Here is a 15,118-nt window from a genome sequence, read left to right on the forward strand (position 1 = left end):
TTTGCGCTTAAATTGTACGTCGTAGCGGCAACGCCATCCCACAGCGCGCCCGTCGCGCCTCTTCGCCTTTATCTTACACCCTGGGAGGTTTTCATCACCATGAACGTGAAGTACCTTGGCGACCTTCTGACCCTTGGGGCGGCCTTGGGCCTCCTCCTGCCGTTCGCCGGAGCGGCGGAGGCCGGGGCAAAATCGGCCCCGCTCCTGCCCATGGAGGACTTCTTCCGCAACCCGGAGTCCGCAGCCTACGCCATCTCGCCCGACGGGCGGCGCCTGGCCTACGCGAAGCCCTGGAAGAGCCGCATGAACGTCTTCGTCCGCGACCTCGACAGCGAGGAGGAAAGGCGCGTCACCTCCGCCGAGGAGCGGGACGTGGGAGGGTTCTTCTGGAAGGGGAACGACCGCATCGTCTACGTGCAGGACCGGGGCGGCGACGAAAACTTCCACGTGTACATCACGAACGTCGAAGGGACCGCCTCCCGCGACCTCACGCCGTTCGAGAAGGTCCGCGCCGGGGTGCTGGACGACCTGGAGGACGACCCGCGCCACATGCTCATCAGCATGAACCAGCGGGACCCGGAGGTCTTCGACGTCTACCGCTGCGACCTGGACAGCGGCGAGCTCACGAAGCTGGCGGAGAACCCGGGCAGCGTGGTGGGCTGGATGACGGACCACGAGGGACGCCTCCGCGTCGCCGTCGAGACGGACGGCGTCAACACGAACCTGCTCTACCGGACCTCGGAGGACCAGGAGTTCCGCAAGCTCCTCACCACGAGCTTCAAGGACAGCTTCGACCCCATCCTGTTCAGCTACGACAACCGGCTGCTCTACGTCGCCTCGAACCTCAGCCGTGACAAGGAGGCCATCTACACGTTCGACCCCGAGGCCAACAAGCTCCTGGACCTGGTCTACGAGAACGACGAGGTGGACGTGGGGGGGCTGATGCACTCCAAGAAGCGCAAGATCGTCACGGGCGTCCACTACACGACGGACAAGACCCAGTACCACTACTTTGACGAGGAGAGCCGGAAGCTCCGAGAGGCGCTGGAGGCCTTCTTCCCAGGCCACGAGGTGTCCGTCACGGACATGGACGACGAGGAACAGCGCTGCATCGTGCGCGTCTGGGGGGATCGCACGCGGGGCGCCTACTACTTCTACGACCGCACCAGCAACGCCCTCAAGAAGCTGGCGGACGTTTCCCCCTGGCTGCGCGAGGACGACATGTCCCCCATGACGCCCATCACCTACCGCTCCCGGGACGGGCTGACCATCCACGGCTACCTGACGATCCCCACGGGGGCCGCCTCCCGCGACCTGCCCCTCGTGGTCATCCCCCACGGAGGGCCCAGCGCGCGGGAGTACTGGGGCTTTGACGCCGAGGCGCAGTTCCTGGCCAACCGCGGGGCGGCCGTGCTTCAGGTGAACTTCCGGGGCTCCACGGGCTACGGCAAGAAGTTCTGGACCGCCGGCTTCAAGCAGTGGGGACGCGCCATGCAGGACGACGTGACGGACGGGGTGAAGTGGGCCGTGGACCAGGGCATCGCGGACCCGAAGCGCCTGGCCATCTACGGGGGAAGCTACGGCGGCTACGCCGCCCTGGCGGGCGCAACCTTCACACCGGACCTCTACGCCTGCGCAGTGAGCTACGTCGGCCCATCCAACCTCTTCACCCTCCTGGAGAGCATCCCCCCCTACTGGGAGCCCCTGCGCGCGATGGAGTACGAGGAGATCGGCGACCCCTCGAAGGACAAGGAGCTCCTCGAGGCGATCTCCCCCTTCTTCCACGCGGATCGCATCCAGATCCCGCTCATGGTCGCCCAGGGGGCCAACGATCCCAGGGTCAACAAGGCGGAGTCCGACCAGATCGTCGAGGCCGTCCGCAAAAACGGCCGGGAGGTCCTCTACATGGTGAAGGAGAACGAGGGGCACGGCTTCCACAACGAGGAGAACCGCTTCGACTTCTACCGGGCGCTGGAGGACTTCTTCCGAAAGCACCTGGGCCTGCGCTGACCCCGGGGCGGGCGGTGGGCCTTTTTGCCGATCCTGCGCAGCGCAGGCGGCCGGACAGGCGATCTTGACGATAGTCGAGCGGGCTCATCCGCACGATAATGAAGCATAGCCCGCGCGCGGCGCGCGGGTCAGGACCTCGATGGAGGGCACGAGCCCTCCATCGAGGCGTTCCGCCGGCGGAGGGAAGGCCCCTTGTCGCCGGCGATGTCGGGGAGTGAAGGTCGATGCGGCCACTTTTATCAGCACCCTTATCAGAGAGGATACCTCCGATCGACGCCATGGCGCCGGCCCGCCTTGAGACGGCCCTGTTCGCCGCGGGCAGCTTTCAGGACACGGAGGCACGGTTCGGGTTCATCAGCGGGGTCTGGCGCACCAGCGTGGGCTACGCCGGGGGGACCTTCCCAAACCCCTGCTGCGGGAACGAGGGGGACCACCTGGAGGCCGTGGCGGTGGAGTACTCGCCGCAGACGGTCAGCTACGGCCAACTGCTGGAGCTCTTCATGTGCTGGTACTGCGCCGCGCCGTCGGAGCAGTGCGCGGCCATCTTCGTCAGGACGCCGCAGGAACGGCGCCTGGCCCAGGCGGCCATCGAGCGCGGGGCCCTCTGCCGCAGGGACCGCGCGGCGCCCCGCGTCCTCCCCTTCAAGGCCTTCATCCGCGCGGAGAACGCCTGCCAGAAACACTACCTCCGCCTCGCCGCACGGTTCTACGACGGCCTGGTGGCGCTCTACGGCGGGGAGGAGGCGCTGCTCCGCTCCACGCTGGCCGCGCGCCTGAACGGGTTCCTGCTGAATCCCTCCGCGTCCGCCCTGCACTGTATGCCGGAGAGCCCGGACCTCTACGGGCTGAGCCCCCTCGACCTCCAGGCGCTGCAGGGGCTGGCCGTCTGATGCGCATCGCCATCATCGGCGCAGGGGGCGCTGGGGGCCTGGTGGGGGGAAGGCTGGCCGCCCTCCTGCGCGACAGCCCCGACCATCAGGTCGTCCTCTGGTGCCGCGGCGCCGTCCTCGACAGCGTCCGTCGGAACGGCCTGAGGCTTCACTCCGGCAGCGGCGACCTGACGGCGCACCCCGCCACAGTCACCCACGACGCGGCGGAGGCAGGCCCGTGCGACGTCGTCATCTACGCCACCAAGGGCTACGACCTGGAGGCGGCCGCGGCCGAGACGGCCCCCCTGGTGCAGCCCGACACGCGGGTCATCCCCATCCTGAACGGCATCTCCGCCCCCGAGACCCTGGCCCGGCTCCTGCCGCCCTGCGACGTCCTGAGCGGATGCGTCTACCTCTCTGCCCACGCGGAGGCTCCGGGGGTCATCCGGCAGATGGGGGCCGTCCAACGCTTCCTCTTCGGCCACCCAGGGCTTGGAGAGGCCGAGAACCGGATGCGCTATGCGGACGTCGAGCGCCTGCTGAAACGGGCCGGCCTGCAGGTGACGCTGACGGAGCTCATCGACGTGGAGGTCTGGGCCAAGTTCCTGTTCCTGTCCCCCATGGCTGCGCTGACGGCGCTCCACGGCAGGAGCATGGGCGGAATCCTGGAGGACGACGGGGCCCGCGAGCAGCTCACCGCCATGATCTGCGAGGCGGAGGACCTGGCCCGCGCCGCGGGCGTCCGCCTGCCGGAGAACGTCGTCAACATCACCCTTGAGAGGTGCCGTCTGTTCCCCAGCGAGGCACGGACCTCCATGCAGCTGGACCGGGAGCAGGGGCGGCCCATGGAGCTGGAAACCCTCGTCGGCTGCGTCTGCCAGCAGGGGCGAAAGCTGAAGGTCCCCACGCCGACCTACGACCGGGTCTATTCAGAGCTGAAAACCCAATAAAAAGCACAAAAAGCAGAGGGGCCTTCCAAAGCCCCTCTGCAAAGTCTAAAGTGCGGAACGCTGTCGGAGCGTCCCGTAAAACCGGCCGCGAGGGTGCCTCCGCGGCCTCATCCTGCATAGTCCCCCTCCGTCTCGTCCAGAAGGGCCTCCACCTCGTGGCGCCAGGGCAGCGAAGGGTGCGCCCCGATGCGCGTGCAGGCCAGCGCCCCGGCCGCGGAGGCGAAGCGGGCGGCGCGCTCCATGGTCATCCCCTCCGCCAGCGCCACGCAGAGGGCCGCGCAGAAGGCGTCCCTGGCCCCCGTGTTGTCCACCACGTGAACCTTGAAGGGGTCGAAGGCGAAGGGTTGCGCGCCCCGGCTGAACACCTGCCCGCCGCGGGCGCTCCGGGTCACCACGACATCCTGCACACCCCGGTCCAGCATCTGGTTCGCCATTTTGCAGACCTCCTCGTCGGACTGCAGGTCCGAGGGGGACGCATTTCCCGTCACGTAAACGTCGAGGGCCTTCTGGTTCAGGACGAGGCAGTCGGTGCACTCCCAGGCCTCCGTCGGCAGCGGAAAGGGCGGCTCCGCGGAGAGGAAGGTCCGGCATCCCGCGTCGTGGGCCAGGCGCAGGCCCGCCGCCACGGTCTCCGGCGGGACCTCCATCTGAAAGAGGGCCGCGTCCGAGCGCCGAAAGAGGTCCGAAGCCCGCTGCATGGCCGTCGCGTCCAGCGTGGCGTTGGCCCCTCGGGAGAGCACGATGGAGCTCTCCCCGTCGTCGGTCACGGTGATGACGGCGACGCCCGTCACGGCGTCCTGGTGGACCTCGACGCGGTCGCAGTTGACCCCGCTCTGGTCCAGGACGGTCCGAAGCCGCCTGCCGAAGTCGTCGTCCCCGACGGCCCCTACCATGAACGCCTCCGCGTCCAGCCTGGCCGCCGCCAGCGCCTGATTGGACCCCTTCCCTCCGCCCGTCATGCCGAAGGCCCCGCCCAAGATCGTTTCTCCCCTCCGGGGACGGCGCGGCGCGCGGATGACCAGGTCCATATTCAAAGAGCCAACGACGGTTACAGCAGCCACAGGGCCCACTTCCTTATCCTGTAAAATTTTTGCAGCGGCCTTGCCGATGAGGCCCCTCAGAATCCCCGATCCCCCTGGGAGATGGGGGTAGCAAAGAAGACAAAACGGTGATTTCTTAATTTTATTATGATACCATATCCATAAAAGAGGAAACGCGTGGGGACGCGGAGGTTCGCCTCCGTCAATCTGCAGGGAGCTTCCGCCCGAAAGGACCGTTCGCCGGCGGCCCCAAGCGATCCTAAAAAAAGAGCACGAGGTGAACGTTATGACCTTTCAGCTTCCCAAACATTGCGCGCCGGAGCGGCGCTGTGGCCTCCCCACCGCGTCCAGCATGACGGAAGGGCCCAACGGCGCGGAGGCCCGATCGTGATCCTCCCCCGCCTGATCCTTGCGGACGAGGCGACGGCCGGGCGGGTCCCCGCTTCGCTGCCCCTGATCCAGGCCATGCGCAGCAAGCTGGGGCAGGTCAACGTCTTCTTCTGCAACCGCAGCGAGGAGGACGTCCGCCTCATGCAGCTCCTGAGCGATGCCCCGGTGACCTGCCTCGACCTCTACACCATGGGGAGCCCCCGCGCGCTGAAGACCCTCTTTCAGCGGCGCTCCGCCAAGAACGCCCTGAACGTGGTTTCCATGCCTCTGGGCACTACGCTGGACGAGAAGACCTTTCAGCTTTACCCGGACGTCACAGACCTCATAAAGGTCCTGGATTGCGGGGAGGTTCCCGTCATGGCGGCATCCATGGCGTCCGCCGTGAGCGCCGCGCTGGCAGCCGACGCCATGGACGCCCTCAACGAGGCCGCCCCGGGCAGGACAAGGGGCATCCTCTTCAGCTCCGTCAACAACCCGCGAGAGTTCCAGGTGCTGGAGAAAAACCTGTACCGCAGGACGCCGGCCCTGACCCTGGGGTTCATGCCCCGCGCCCTGGACTGCACCATGCCCTCCATGCAGGCGATGAGCGGCGAGAACCCATCGCTGAAGCTGATCTCCCCCAAGAGCGCGGCGCTGCAGCTGGCCGGATCGCACCGCCAGGTCGAGTGGGACATCCTGAAGGGCCTGGCCAGCCTGGACGCAGAGTGGTCACCGCCCGAACCCTACTTCTTTCAGCAAAAGCGTCTGAACGTCGCCGTCATGGGTGGCCACGCCTCCCTGGAGGGCGACGGCAACCTGGAGGTCTTCCGCATGATAGGCTGCAAGGTCTACGACTGGGACCACAGGAAGGACGAGTTCCCCATCGGCGCAGACGTCCTCTACTTCCCCCACACGATCAACGAGCCCTACATCGAGGAGCTCCTGTCCGACGCCAAGTTTCGGGCCGGCGTCACCGCAAGCTACAAGGGCAACAAGCTGATCCTGGCGATGGGGGCCTCCTCCCTGCTCTTCGGCGAGTTCTACTGCACTGCCGGACAGAAGAAGATCGAGGCGCTGCACATCTTCCCCTACGGAGGCCTGTCGAGCCGAGCCCCCCACGGCCACCCTCAGAAAAGACGCCGCGTCGAGGCCCGCGGCATCGAGGACACCTGCTTCATCGGGACGAACGAGAAGGTACGCGGCGCCGTCGCCTCGGGCTTCACCATCGCCAACCCGGGCAACCTGGCGGCCCCGGCCCTCTCCTTCCGCGACATGAAGAGCGACGTCGACATGGGGCTCTCCGGCTGGACGAACAGCTCCTGCTTCGTCACGGACCTGAAGCTGGACCTCTGGAGCGCGCCGGAGGCGGTGAACCGCTGGCTGGGCCTGAGGCACAGGGGTGGGCTGAAGCGGCCGGAAAAATCGCTGTAGCGCACAGGGCGCAAGGGCGCGGCGAAACGACGAGTGGACGCGAGAAGGATGGGAAAACCCGTCCTTCCCGCGTCCGCTCGTGTGCTATAGAATAAAGAAAATTGCGGGTGTTGGCTCGATCATCATCATCCAAAAACTGCCCGCACGAGGGAGGAAGACACATCATGATGAGAAAATTTTTCCCCGCTTTGGCTGCGCTTCTCCTTTTTGCGGCCCTCACGACCGTTGCCGGCGCTGAGGCCGCCGAGCAGAGGGCCTTTGCCCTGAAGGACCCCGTAACGCTCTACGCAAAGCCCGATGAGAGCGCGAAGTCCTGGGAGGTCAGCCTCCCCGACGAGGGCGTCAAGGTTCCGAGCGCCATTCGGGACAAGGACGACGCGCTGTGGTACAAGGTCACGGTGGACGGGCGGACCGGCTGGCTCTTCAACGAGGGCATCCGCCTCCTGATGGGCGGAAAGAGCCGCGTTGCGGAGAGCGTCTACAAGCGCTGCGCCGGCGTGCGCAGCCGCGTCATGAAGAAGCCGGGCAGCGCGTGGCAGGAGGGCGCGACCACCGATGAAACCGACGGGACCCTCGTCACCTACACGACGGAGGGCGGCGCCTTCCAGGCACTGAAGACCGGGGACGGGGTCGAGGACGTCTACTTCTGCGCGAACGGCTCCGAGGCCTGCAAGACCTTCCTGGGGTTCGACCCCATCAAAATGCACAAGGACAAGCTCCGCGCCAAGGTCGGGACCCCGACGGTGCGGGAGACGCCGGACGGCGAGCGCGACGTCAGCATCCTCTCCTACGAGCTGGGGAACCGCAAGATGACCATGGCGTTCCACCTGCGCAACGACCACGTGGAGTGGTTCGAGCTCTACCGGGGGCGCACTGGGGAAGCTTCTGAAGGCTGGAGCTCCGAAGCGATCCAGGCCCGCGAGGAGGCCCGGGGAGAGTAGAAACCGAAACGCACCTAAGCGGGGCCGGCCCTCATGAGGGTCGGCCCCGATCTTCGCGCTCTATCTTCAGTCTGCGGGGGTGGGTTCCCTCGCGTCCCAGTAGCGCGCGACCTGCACCCGCGCGTCGTCCTCCGGGATGCCGAACATCTCGGCGAGCTTCACGATCTGCCCTTCCGACAAGCCCCTCTGCGGTGCCGTCTCATCCATGCTCTCGCCTCCGGCTTCAGGATGTCATCATTATACCGGCTTGTCAACGTCAGGTCCCTCGATTCTCCTCTGCGCCACTGCGCTGAAAACAGGGAAGACAAAGCGACAGCGTGATATAATAGCAAAGGTCTGACGGCGGGGCCCGAAGCGCTCCGCCGGGAAGCGACAAGGCAGGCCGCAGCCGGCTTGAGCAGTCCTCATGCGGTGCGCCAAAACCCTCATCTAAGGAGTGTTTCTCAATCATGAGCAAGTGCTTTTTAGCGGTTCTTGCGGTCCTCCTGGCCGGTACGGTCGGAGGGGGATTGGCCTTCGCTGCGCCCCTCGACGCGGAGAAGGTGGCGGGGCTGGACGCCGCGCTGGACGCCATGATCGGCTCGGAGGGGACCTGCGTTCCAGGCCTCGGCGTGATCGTCTACAAGGACGGGGCCAAAGCCTATAGCAAATTCCTCGGACGCCGCCACATCGACGCGCAGGACCCCTCGCTGGACCGCCCGTTCACGGAGGAGTCCCGCTTCCGGGTCGCGTCGGTATCCAAGCAGTTCACGGCCCTGGCCATCCTGCAACTGACGGAGCAGGGGAAGCTGGACCTGGACGCGGACGTCAGCCAGTACCTGGGCTTCAGCCTGAGAAACCCCCACTTCCCGGACACGCCCATCACCCTTCGGATGCTCCTCTCCCACACCTCCTCCATCCGTGACGGAAGGGCCTACGCCATCCCGCCGCAGTACGGCGTGAAGGAGTTCTTCGTCGCCGACGGAAAGTTCTACGAGGAGGGCGCGCACTTCGCCCCCGCCGAGGAGGCGCCCGGCAAGTACTTCAGGTACTCCAACCTGAACTACGGCCTTCTGGGGACGATCGTCGAGGCCGCCACGGGAGAGCGCTTCGACCGATACATGAGGTCCCACCTCCTGGCGCAGCTCGACATCAAGGGAAGCTTCAACCCTGGAGACTTCACGACGGAGGAGCTCGCCCTGCTGGGCAGCATCTACCAGAAGCAGAAGGACGGCCAATGGGACGAGAAGGGGGCGTGGGTGGCGCAGATCGACGACTACGGCGACAAGACGCCGGACCGGGACACGGTCGCCGTCAACAACCCGGACATCCGCGAGACCGACTCCTGGTACAGGCTTGAGGACTACAAACCCGGCACGAACGCCACGGTCTTCTCCCCTCAGGGCGGGCTGCGGGTTTCCTGCGCCGAGCTGGAGCACCTGCTGCAAATGTACTTGAACGACGGCGTCTACAACGGGGTGCAGGTCGTGAGCAAGGACCTGCTGGACGAGATGTTCCGGGTCCAGTGGCAGTTCGACCCGGACCATCCCAACGGGAACACCTACGGCGGGTCCATCGAGGCTTACTGCCTCGGCGTGTATCCCCTGCTCGGCACCGGGCGCTCCCGTCCCGCAAAGGACCTTGACGTCAACCTCAAGGGGCACCTGGGAGAGGCCTATGGCCTGCTCTCCGGCGTCATGGTTCGGACGGGGACCAAAGACGGATTCATCTACATCATGAACGGCGAGGCCGTGGCCGAGGACGACGACCCTCGTTCCGAGGGCACGTTCAGCGGCAACTACATCTGGGAGGAGACGATGATGAACGCCATCTGCTCCAACGCCTTTGCCGATTAGGACCAACTCAGGGAGGAAAGTCATGCGCATTACAAGGGTTCGATTGGGGCGGATATCCGTCCCCCTGCGGGTTCCGTTCAAGACGGCACTCCGCAGCGTGGACAGCGTCGAGGACGTCGTGGTGGAGGTCCACACCGACGCGGGCGCGATCGGCTACGGTGAGGCGCCCCCCACGGGTGTCATCACGGGCGACACGACGGGAGCCATCGTTGGAGCCATTCAGGACCACATTGGAAGGGCCATCCTGGACCGCGACGTGGACGACCTGGAGGACCTGCTGCAGCGGGTCCAGAGGAGCATCGTCCACAACACGAGCGCCAAGGCGGCCGTCGACATGGCGCTGTGGGACCTGTACGGGCAGCTCCACAAAATCCCCGTCTACAAGCTCCTGGGCGGCGCGCGCCATCGCATCGTCACCGACATCACCATCAGCGTCAACCCGCCGGAGGAGATGGCGCGGGACGCGCGGGACGCCATTGCGCGCGGGTACGACTGCCTCAAGGTGAAGGTGGGCGCGAACCCGGCCCTCGACGTGGAACGGCTGTCCGCCGTGCGGCGCGCGGCCGGGGACGGCGTGTGCATCCGCATCGACGCAAACCAGGCATGGCGCCCCAGAGAGGCCGTCCGCATCCTCAACGAGATGCAGGAGAAGGGACTCGCCATCGAGTTCGTGGAGCAGCCGGTGAAGGCGCAGGACATCGACGGCCTGAGGTACGTCACGGAGCACAGCGACGTGCCCGTGCTGGCGGACGAGAGCGTCTTCTCCCCTGAGGACGCGATGCGGATCATGCAGACGCGGGCAGCCGACCTGATCAACATCAAGCTGATGAAGTGCGGGGGCCTGACGAACGCCCTGAAGATCGCCTCCGCGGCCGAGGTCTATGGCGTGGAGTGCATGATCGGCTGTATGCTGGAGGCGAAGATATCCGTCAACGCGGCCGTGGAGCTGGCCTGCGCCAAAAGCATCATCACGAAGGTGGACCTGGACGGCCCCGTGCTCTGCAGCGAGGACCCCATCCTGGGCGGCGCCGTCTTCCACGAGAAGGAGATAACCGTCTCCGACGAACCGGGCCTCGGGATCAAGGGCGTCGAGGCCGGACGCATCGCCTACATCGACTGATCGACCCATTCTGAACCCACATACCGAAAGGAGAAGGAAACATGGTCATCACAAACGGTTTCAGCTACATCGCGTTCCTGATGTTCGTCGCGGGCGGCCTGCTGGCCCTGGAGAAGTACGCCAAGTGGAAGGTCTTCAACGTGGTTCCTCCGCTGGTCTGGATCTACGTGCTGAACATGATCTTCTGCACGATGGGGCTCTTCGAGTCGGAGGCGTGCAAGACGGCCTACAGCGCCCTGAAGAACAACCTGCTGTACGCCATGATCTTCGTCATGCTGCTGCGCTGCGATTTCAGGAAGCTGGCGCGGCTGAGCGGGCGACTGATCGCCATCTTCCTGGGATGCTCCGTGACGCTGGCCGTGGGCTTCATCGTCCTCTATCCGGTCTTCAAGGGCTTCCTTGGGGCGGACACCTGGGGCGCGGTGGCGGCCCTCTACGCCTCGTGGGTCGGCGGTTCAGCCAACATGGCGGCGATGCAGGCGGCCCTGCCCGTGGACGCCGGAGCCTACTCCTGCGCCCTGGCGCTCGACACGGTCTGCTACTCCCTGTGGATCGCCCTCCTCCTCCTGGCCGTCCGCTACTCGGCCAAGTGGAACGCGGCCACCAGGGCGGACACCTCCAAGCTGGACGCCCTGGCCGACACCGCCAACGCGCAGGTGGCCGCAGAGAAGAAGCTGGCGACGGGATCGGATTGGATATTCCTCGTCGGCCTCTCCCTGGCCGTCTCCGCGGTTTCCCAGTGGATCGGCGCCGAGGCGAACTCTGCGCTTAAGGGCGCCGGGTTCGCCATGTTCGACAAGGGCACCTGCACCACGCTGTTCGTCACCGTCCTGGGCCTCGTCTGCGCCATGACGCCGCTTGGCAAGCTGCCCGCCGTGGAGGAGCTCTCCAACATCTACCTCTACGCCGTGGTCTCCCTGCTGGCCTCCACCGCCACCATCGTGGACCTGGTGGCCGCACCCATGTGGGTCGTCTACGGGCTCCTGATCCTGGCGATCCACGTCGCCCTCATGTTCTTCCTCTCCAAAATCTTCCACTGGGACCTCTGCATGGTCTCCACAGCCTCCCTGGCCAACATCGGCGGCGCGGCTTCCGCGCCCATCGTGGCCACGGCCTACAACCAGAACTACGCGGGCATCGGCGTCCTCATGGGCGTCCTGGGCGCCGCCATCGGAAACTTCGCAGGGCTCGCCATGGGGGCGATCCTGAAGGCCTTCTGAGCCCGAAGCAAAGCTCGCTCTGCGAACCCTCCCAACTTCAAAAGCGACGACGCCCGGTCCCTCTCAGGGGCCGGGCGTTGCCTTAACCGCTAAACAGAGGGATTGGAAGAATTTTTTCACTTCGCGCCCGCACCTTTTATATGAACCATACGGGCATTTGAAGAACGTCTTCCCTCAACATTCCGGGCTGAGGGCAGTTGCACACCACAGCGCCCGCACCGCGCTTCTTTTCATTCACTTTATCGAGCACCAGGAAAGCAGAAGTTTCATCGGCAGTGACGGAGGAGCTCTGCTTGATCTCAACGGGATGGAGGAGCCCGTTTTCTTCGATGATCAGGTCAATTTCACCTTCGACTTCGATCATGGCCCCATTCTTTTTGACCTTTTTCCTGTCCCTCCCCCTGTAGTTAGGAAACACAGTAACGATAATCGATCGCTCTGTTCGAGTAGGACTTCAATATTTCCGAAATGACGAAGGTTTCAAAGAACGCCCCGCTCATTGCGCCGTTCGCCAGGGTTTCCGGCGTCAGCCAGCGCGTGAGGTATGCGGCGAGGCCGGTATCGCGGAAATACACCTTGGGCGTCTTGATCGCCCGTTTTAAGACGCTCGGCGTGTACGGTTCCAAGAGATAAACGATTCCGGACGCTTCCAGAATGGACATCCACGATTTTACCGTCGTCTGATCTTTCCCGATCTCATCTGCAATGTTGCTGTAGTTGACCATCTGTCCGGTCCTTGCCGCAACGGCCACCATGAAGCGTCTGAAGTCATTCAGGTCCTGAACGGCGGACAGCTTTCGGACGTCCCTTTCCAGATAAGTCTTGACATAACCGGAAAAGAAAACTCCCCAATCGATCTCCGGATCTTGCAACGCCGGATAGCCGCCACGGTGGATTCTTTCCCAAAGGTTGTTCGGAGCCTTCGCCGTTTCGTTTCGTTCCCGCACGTACTCCATTGTAGGGAGAAAGGGCGCGTTGAAGGCGTCTCCGTCAATCTCGCGCTGAGACAGGGGAGACATCTCGATAATCCCGATTCTGCCGGAAAGCGATTCCGATGCCTTTTCCATCAACTCCAGAGGCTGTGAACCGGACAGGCAGAACAACCCTTTGTCGTCCGTTCCGTCGCAGGCGATCTTGATATACCGGAACAGGCCCGGCGCACGCTGCACCTCGTCATAGACGACGGGCGGCTGGTTCAGCATCATAAAAAGACTCGGATTGTTGTTCGCCTGATCTTCGACGAAGGGGTCATCGATAAGCACATATTTCTTATCCGGAAAGAGCTTCCGGATCATTTCGGTTTTTCCGGTCTGCCTTGCGCCCGTGATGAGGAGGCTCTTAAAAGTTTTATCCGAATGCAGGGCAATATCCTCTACCGCTCTTTTGATATATTCCATCATGCGCCCCCTGATGGCAAATCTGGGATTCAATCCTGAATCTGCCATCATTATATCAGAGTCGCGTCAGAATCGCGGTATGATGAGGAGATCGGCAAATCTGGGATCATAATCCGGATTTGCCATCATCGTATCGCTCACGTTCGTTCGGGCAGAAACTCAGCGGTTTTTTCAACCTATTCGTTGTGCTTGACCTGACAATCCAGCCATTGACGCAAATAATCTATTTGCCTTGGCGTATGAAACCAATGCTCACCGTTTTTCATAACGCTCACGGCACCATTGAATTCCCGTGCAAAATGTTGAACTGTGTCAAAGGGGACCAAATCATCGTTTTCTGCGTACAGTATCGAGGTTGGCGTTTCCCATTTAACGATCGGATGGTCTAAAACATAAGTCCAATAGTCCCAGGAAAGCGCTTCGCCAAAAGAAGTCGGAACGCTGCGCTCCCGCTTCAGGCGCTCCTCTGAAACGCCTGCCCGAAGCATCAGGCTCGCCATCAGGTGTTTCATATCAAGGACGGGAGAAACGAAAAGACAACGCTTAAACGTTTCACCAGAAAAGCTCAACAGGCTAAACCATGCCCCTATGCTGCTGGCAAATAGAGCGATTTCCGTCCATTGATCTTTTATGTAAGACAAAATATGAGATAACTCGGGAACGACGTGCCATGGGACAAAAGAAACCCCTTCACGCTTCCTGTCCCCGTGCTCAGGCAAGTCAAAACCGATCACCTGCCAGCCTCGACGACAGGCGATAGAAGCCAAAAGCTCCGCTTCCTCCTTGTTTCCGCCCTGCCCGTGAACGCAAACGTATACTTTGTTGGAACGGCTTCCCCAAAGGATCGCAGGGACGCCAGAAATTTTATCCGCGCGTTTTTCTACGTCCATTTCCAAGTCCTCCACGACGCCAATTGACGACAGGCCCAGGGGCGTCGTCAGCGACAACGCCCGGCCCCTCGCAAGGGCCGGGCGTCTTCTGCACCTCAGCGCGGTGGGAGGGGGCAAAACAGCTCCTCCGCGTCGAAGGGAACGGACGTCCGCGTGTGACGAAACTTCCCGCGGCCGAGCGGTTCAGGCAGGACCTCATCCTGCGCCAGCTCGATCTCAAAGCGTCCCCGGCCCCCGTAGACGTCCTGAAGCGCGTCGTGCACCGCCCCTCTGGCCCCCCGCACGTCCCCCGGAGCAAAGAGCGCCCGGATGTGGTAGGCGTCGCGCGCCGTCTGCGTCAGGCGGTAGTCCCGCAGGCGCGGGATGAGGGCGAGCCGCGCATCCAGCGTCCCGGTCGTCACCAGCCGGCCGCCCAGCGTGAAGGTCACGTCGGCGAGGCGCCCCTCCACGGCCTCAGCGACCATGCCCTCGCCGCTCCCTCCGCGGGGACACAGCCGCAGGAGGTCCCCCATGTCGAAGCGCAGGACGCAGTTCCACGAGTTGCCGGACGTCGTGACGAACACCCGCCCCAGCTCCGGCCCGCCAAAGGGCTCCTTCAGGGGCTGAAAGTCGATGCGGCAGAACTCCGCGTTCTGGTGCAGGAGCCCGTCCTGCCCCTGCATCATCACGAGGCCCGCCTCCAGGCTCCCGTAGGCGCTGAAGACGGGACAGTCGAAGACACGGCGGATCGCATTGAGGTAAAAGGGGGCGGGCAGCTCATGGACGAGGACCACGGCGCCGGGCGACGTCAGGGAAACGTCCGCATCCGCCGCCCACCACGCGAGGCGCGCCAGAAACGCGGGGGCGGCCTCCAGGACGGCGGGGCGGAAGTCGTTCAGCTCCTTCGCCATGCGCCGCAAGAGGTGCGGCGTCCACTGCACCGTGCTGAGCCTCTCGTTCAGGTGGAGGACTCCGTCCAGGAGGCGCCCCTCCAGGGGGAGGTCCTCCGGGGAGGCGAGCCCCGCGTTTCGGGAGCTGACCAACACGGCCCGCCGCCCATCCCCGTT

The 15,118-nt window shown here is 64.2% G+C and carries 14 protein-coding genes; 8 read left to right on the plus strand and 6 right to left on the minus strand.

Annotated elements, in window-relative coordinates; all coding sequences use genetic code 11:
* The first annotated feature begins 99 nt into the window (after positions 1–99).
* The 3 genes from Q0629_RS00660 (at position 100) to Q0629_RS00670 (ending at position 3,829) form a co-directional block, all read left to right on the plus strand.
* Entirely contained in the window at positions 100–2,010 is a 1,911-nt protein-coding gene (locus tag Q0629_RS00660; RefSeq protein WP_298777643.1) for a S9 family peptidase, read from the plus strand.
* Between the two features lie 278 nt (positions 2,011–2,288).
* Positions 2,289–2,900, plus strand: a complete 612-nt coding sequence (locus Q0629_RS00665) for a peptide-methionine (S)-S-oxide reductase (protein WP_298777645.1) — start codon at positions 2,289–2,291, stop codon at positions 2,898–2,900.
* On the plus strand, positions 2,900–3,829 hold the full coding sequence (locus Q0629_RS00670) for a 2-dehydropantoate 2-reductase (protein WP_298777647.1): 930 nt from the start codon (positions 2,900–2,902) through the stop codon (positions 3,827–3,829). The genes Q0629_RS00665 and Q0629_RS00670 overlap by 1 nt, the downstream gene beginning before the upstream one ends.
* 107 nt (positions 3,830–3,936) lie before the next feature.
* Here the strand turns inward: Q0629_RS00670 and Q0629_RS00675 are convergent, their stop codons facing one another.
* On the minus strand, positions 3,937–4,890 hold the full coding sequence (locus tag Q0629_RS00675; RefSeq protein ID WP_298777650.1) for a ribokinase: 954 nt from the start codon (positions 4,888–4,890) through the stop codon (positions 3,937–3,939).
* A gap of 366 nt (positions 4,891–5,256) precedes the next feature.
* Between Q0629_RS00675 and Q0629_RS00680 the strand changes: the two genes are divergently transcribed.
* Positions 5,257–6,669, plus strand: coding sequence for a hypothetical protein (locus Q0629_RS00680; protein WP_298777652.1), 1,413 nt, complete (start codon positions 5,257–5,259; stop codon positions 6,667–6,669).
* Positions 6,670–6,833: 164 nt separating this feature from the next.
* On the plus strand, positions 6,834–7,610 hold the full coding sequence (locus Q0629_RS00685) for a hypothetical protein (protein ID WP_298777654.1): 777 nt from the start codon (positions 6,834–6,836) through the stop codon (positions 7,608–7,610).
* A 66-nt stretch (positions 7,611–7,676) separates the two neighbouring features.
* Here the strand turns inward: Q0629_RS00685 and Q0629_RS00690 are convergent, their stop codons facing one another.
* Entirely contained in the window at positions 7,677–7,817 is a 141-nt protein-coding gene (locus Q0629_RS00690) for a hypothetical protein (RefSeq protein WP_298777656.1), read from the minus strand.
* Positions 7,818–8,059: 242 nt separating this feature from the next.
* Here Q0629_RS00690 and Q0629_RS00695 point away from each other — a divergent pair, with 242 nt between their 5' ends.
* Genes Q0629_RS00695 through Q0629_RS00705 form a run of 3 tightly spaced genes read left to right on the plus strand, consistent with a single transcriptional unit; the run spans position 8,060 to position 11,785 of the window.
* Positions 8,060–9,445, plus strand: a complete 1,386-nt coding sequence (locus tag Q0629_RS00695; protein WP_298777658.1) for a serine hydrolase domain-containing protein — start codon at positions 8,060–8,062, stop codon at positions 9,443–9,445.
* A gap of 22 nt (positions 9,446–9,467) precedes the next feature.
* Positions 9,468–10,565: a dipeptide epimerase gene (locus Q0629_RS00700; RefSeq protein WP_298777660.1), complete on the plus strand. Its 1,098-nt coding sequence runs from the start codon at positions 9,468–9,470 to the stop codon at positions 10,563–10,565.
* 41 nt (positions 10,566–10,606) lie between these two features.
* Positions 10,607–11,785: a DUF819 family protein gene (locus tag Q0629_RS00705; protein ID WP_298777663.1), complete on the plus strand. Its 1,179-nt coding sequence runs from the start codon at positions 10,607–10,609 to the stop codon at positions 11,783–11,785.
* A gap of 136 nt (positions 11,786–11,921) precedes the next feature.
* Here Q0629_RS00705 and Q0629_RS00710 read toward each other — a convergent pair whose 3' ends face one another.
* From Q0629_RS00710 to Q0629_RS00725, 4 genes are all read right to left on the minus strand, one after another.
* A complete protein-coding gene (locus Q0629_RS00710; protein ID WP_298777665.1) occupies positions 11,922–12,149 on the minus strand; it encodes a hypothetical protein in 228 nt (75 codons plus the stop codon).
* A gap of 43 nt (positions 12,150–12,192) precedes the next feature.
* A complete protein-coding gene (locus tag Q0629_RS00715; RefSeq protein WP_298777667.1) occupies positions 12,193–13,185 on the minus strand; it encodes an ATP-binding protein in 993 nt (330 codons plus the stop codon).
* A 173-nt stretch (positions 13,186–13,358) separates the two neighbouring features.
* The gene (locus Q0629_RS00720) at positions 13,359–14,129 is read right to left on the minus strand and encodes an alpha/beta hydrolase (RefSeq protein WP_298777669.1); all 771 of its coding nucleotides are present in this window, start codon (positions 14,127–14,129) and stop codon (positions 13,359–13,361) included.
* Between the two features lie 38 nt (positions 14,130–14,167).
* Positions 14,168–15,118: hypothetical protein (locus Q0629_RS00725; protein ID WP_298777672.1), on the minus strand; the 951-nt coding region annotated here is incomplete at its 5' end.

Origin of the sequence: uncultured Fretibacterium sp. (assembly GCF_938030725.1) — a bacterium.
Lineage (GTDB): Bacteria > Synergistota > Synergistia > Synergistales > Aminobacteriaceae > Fretibacterium.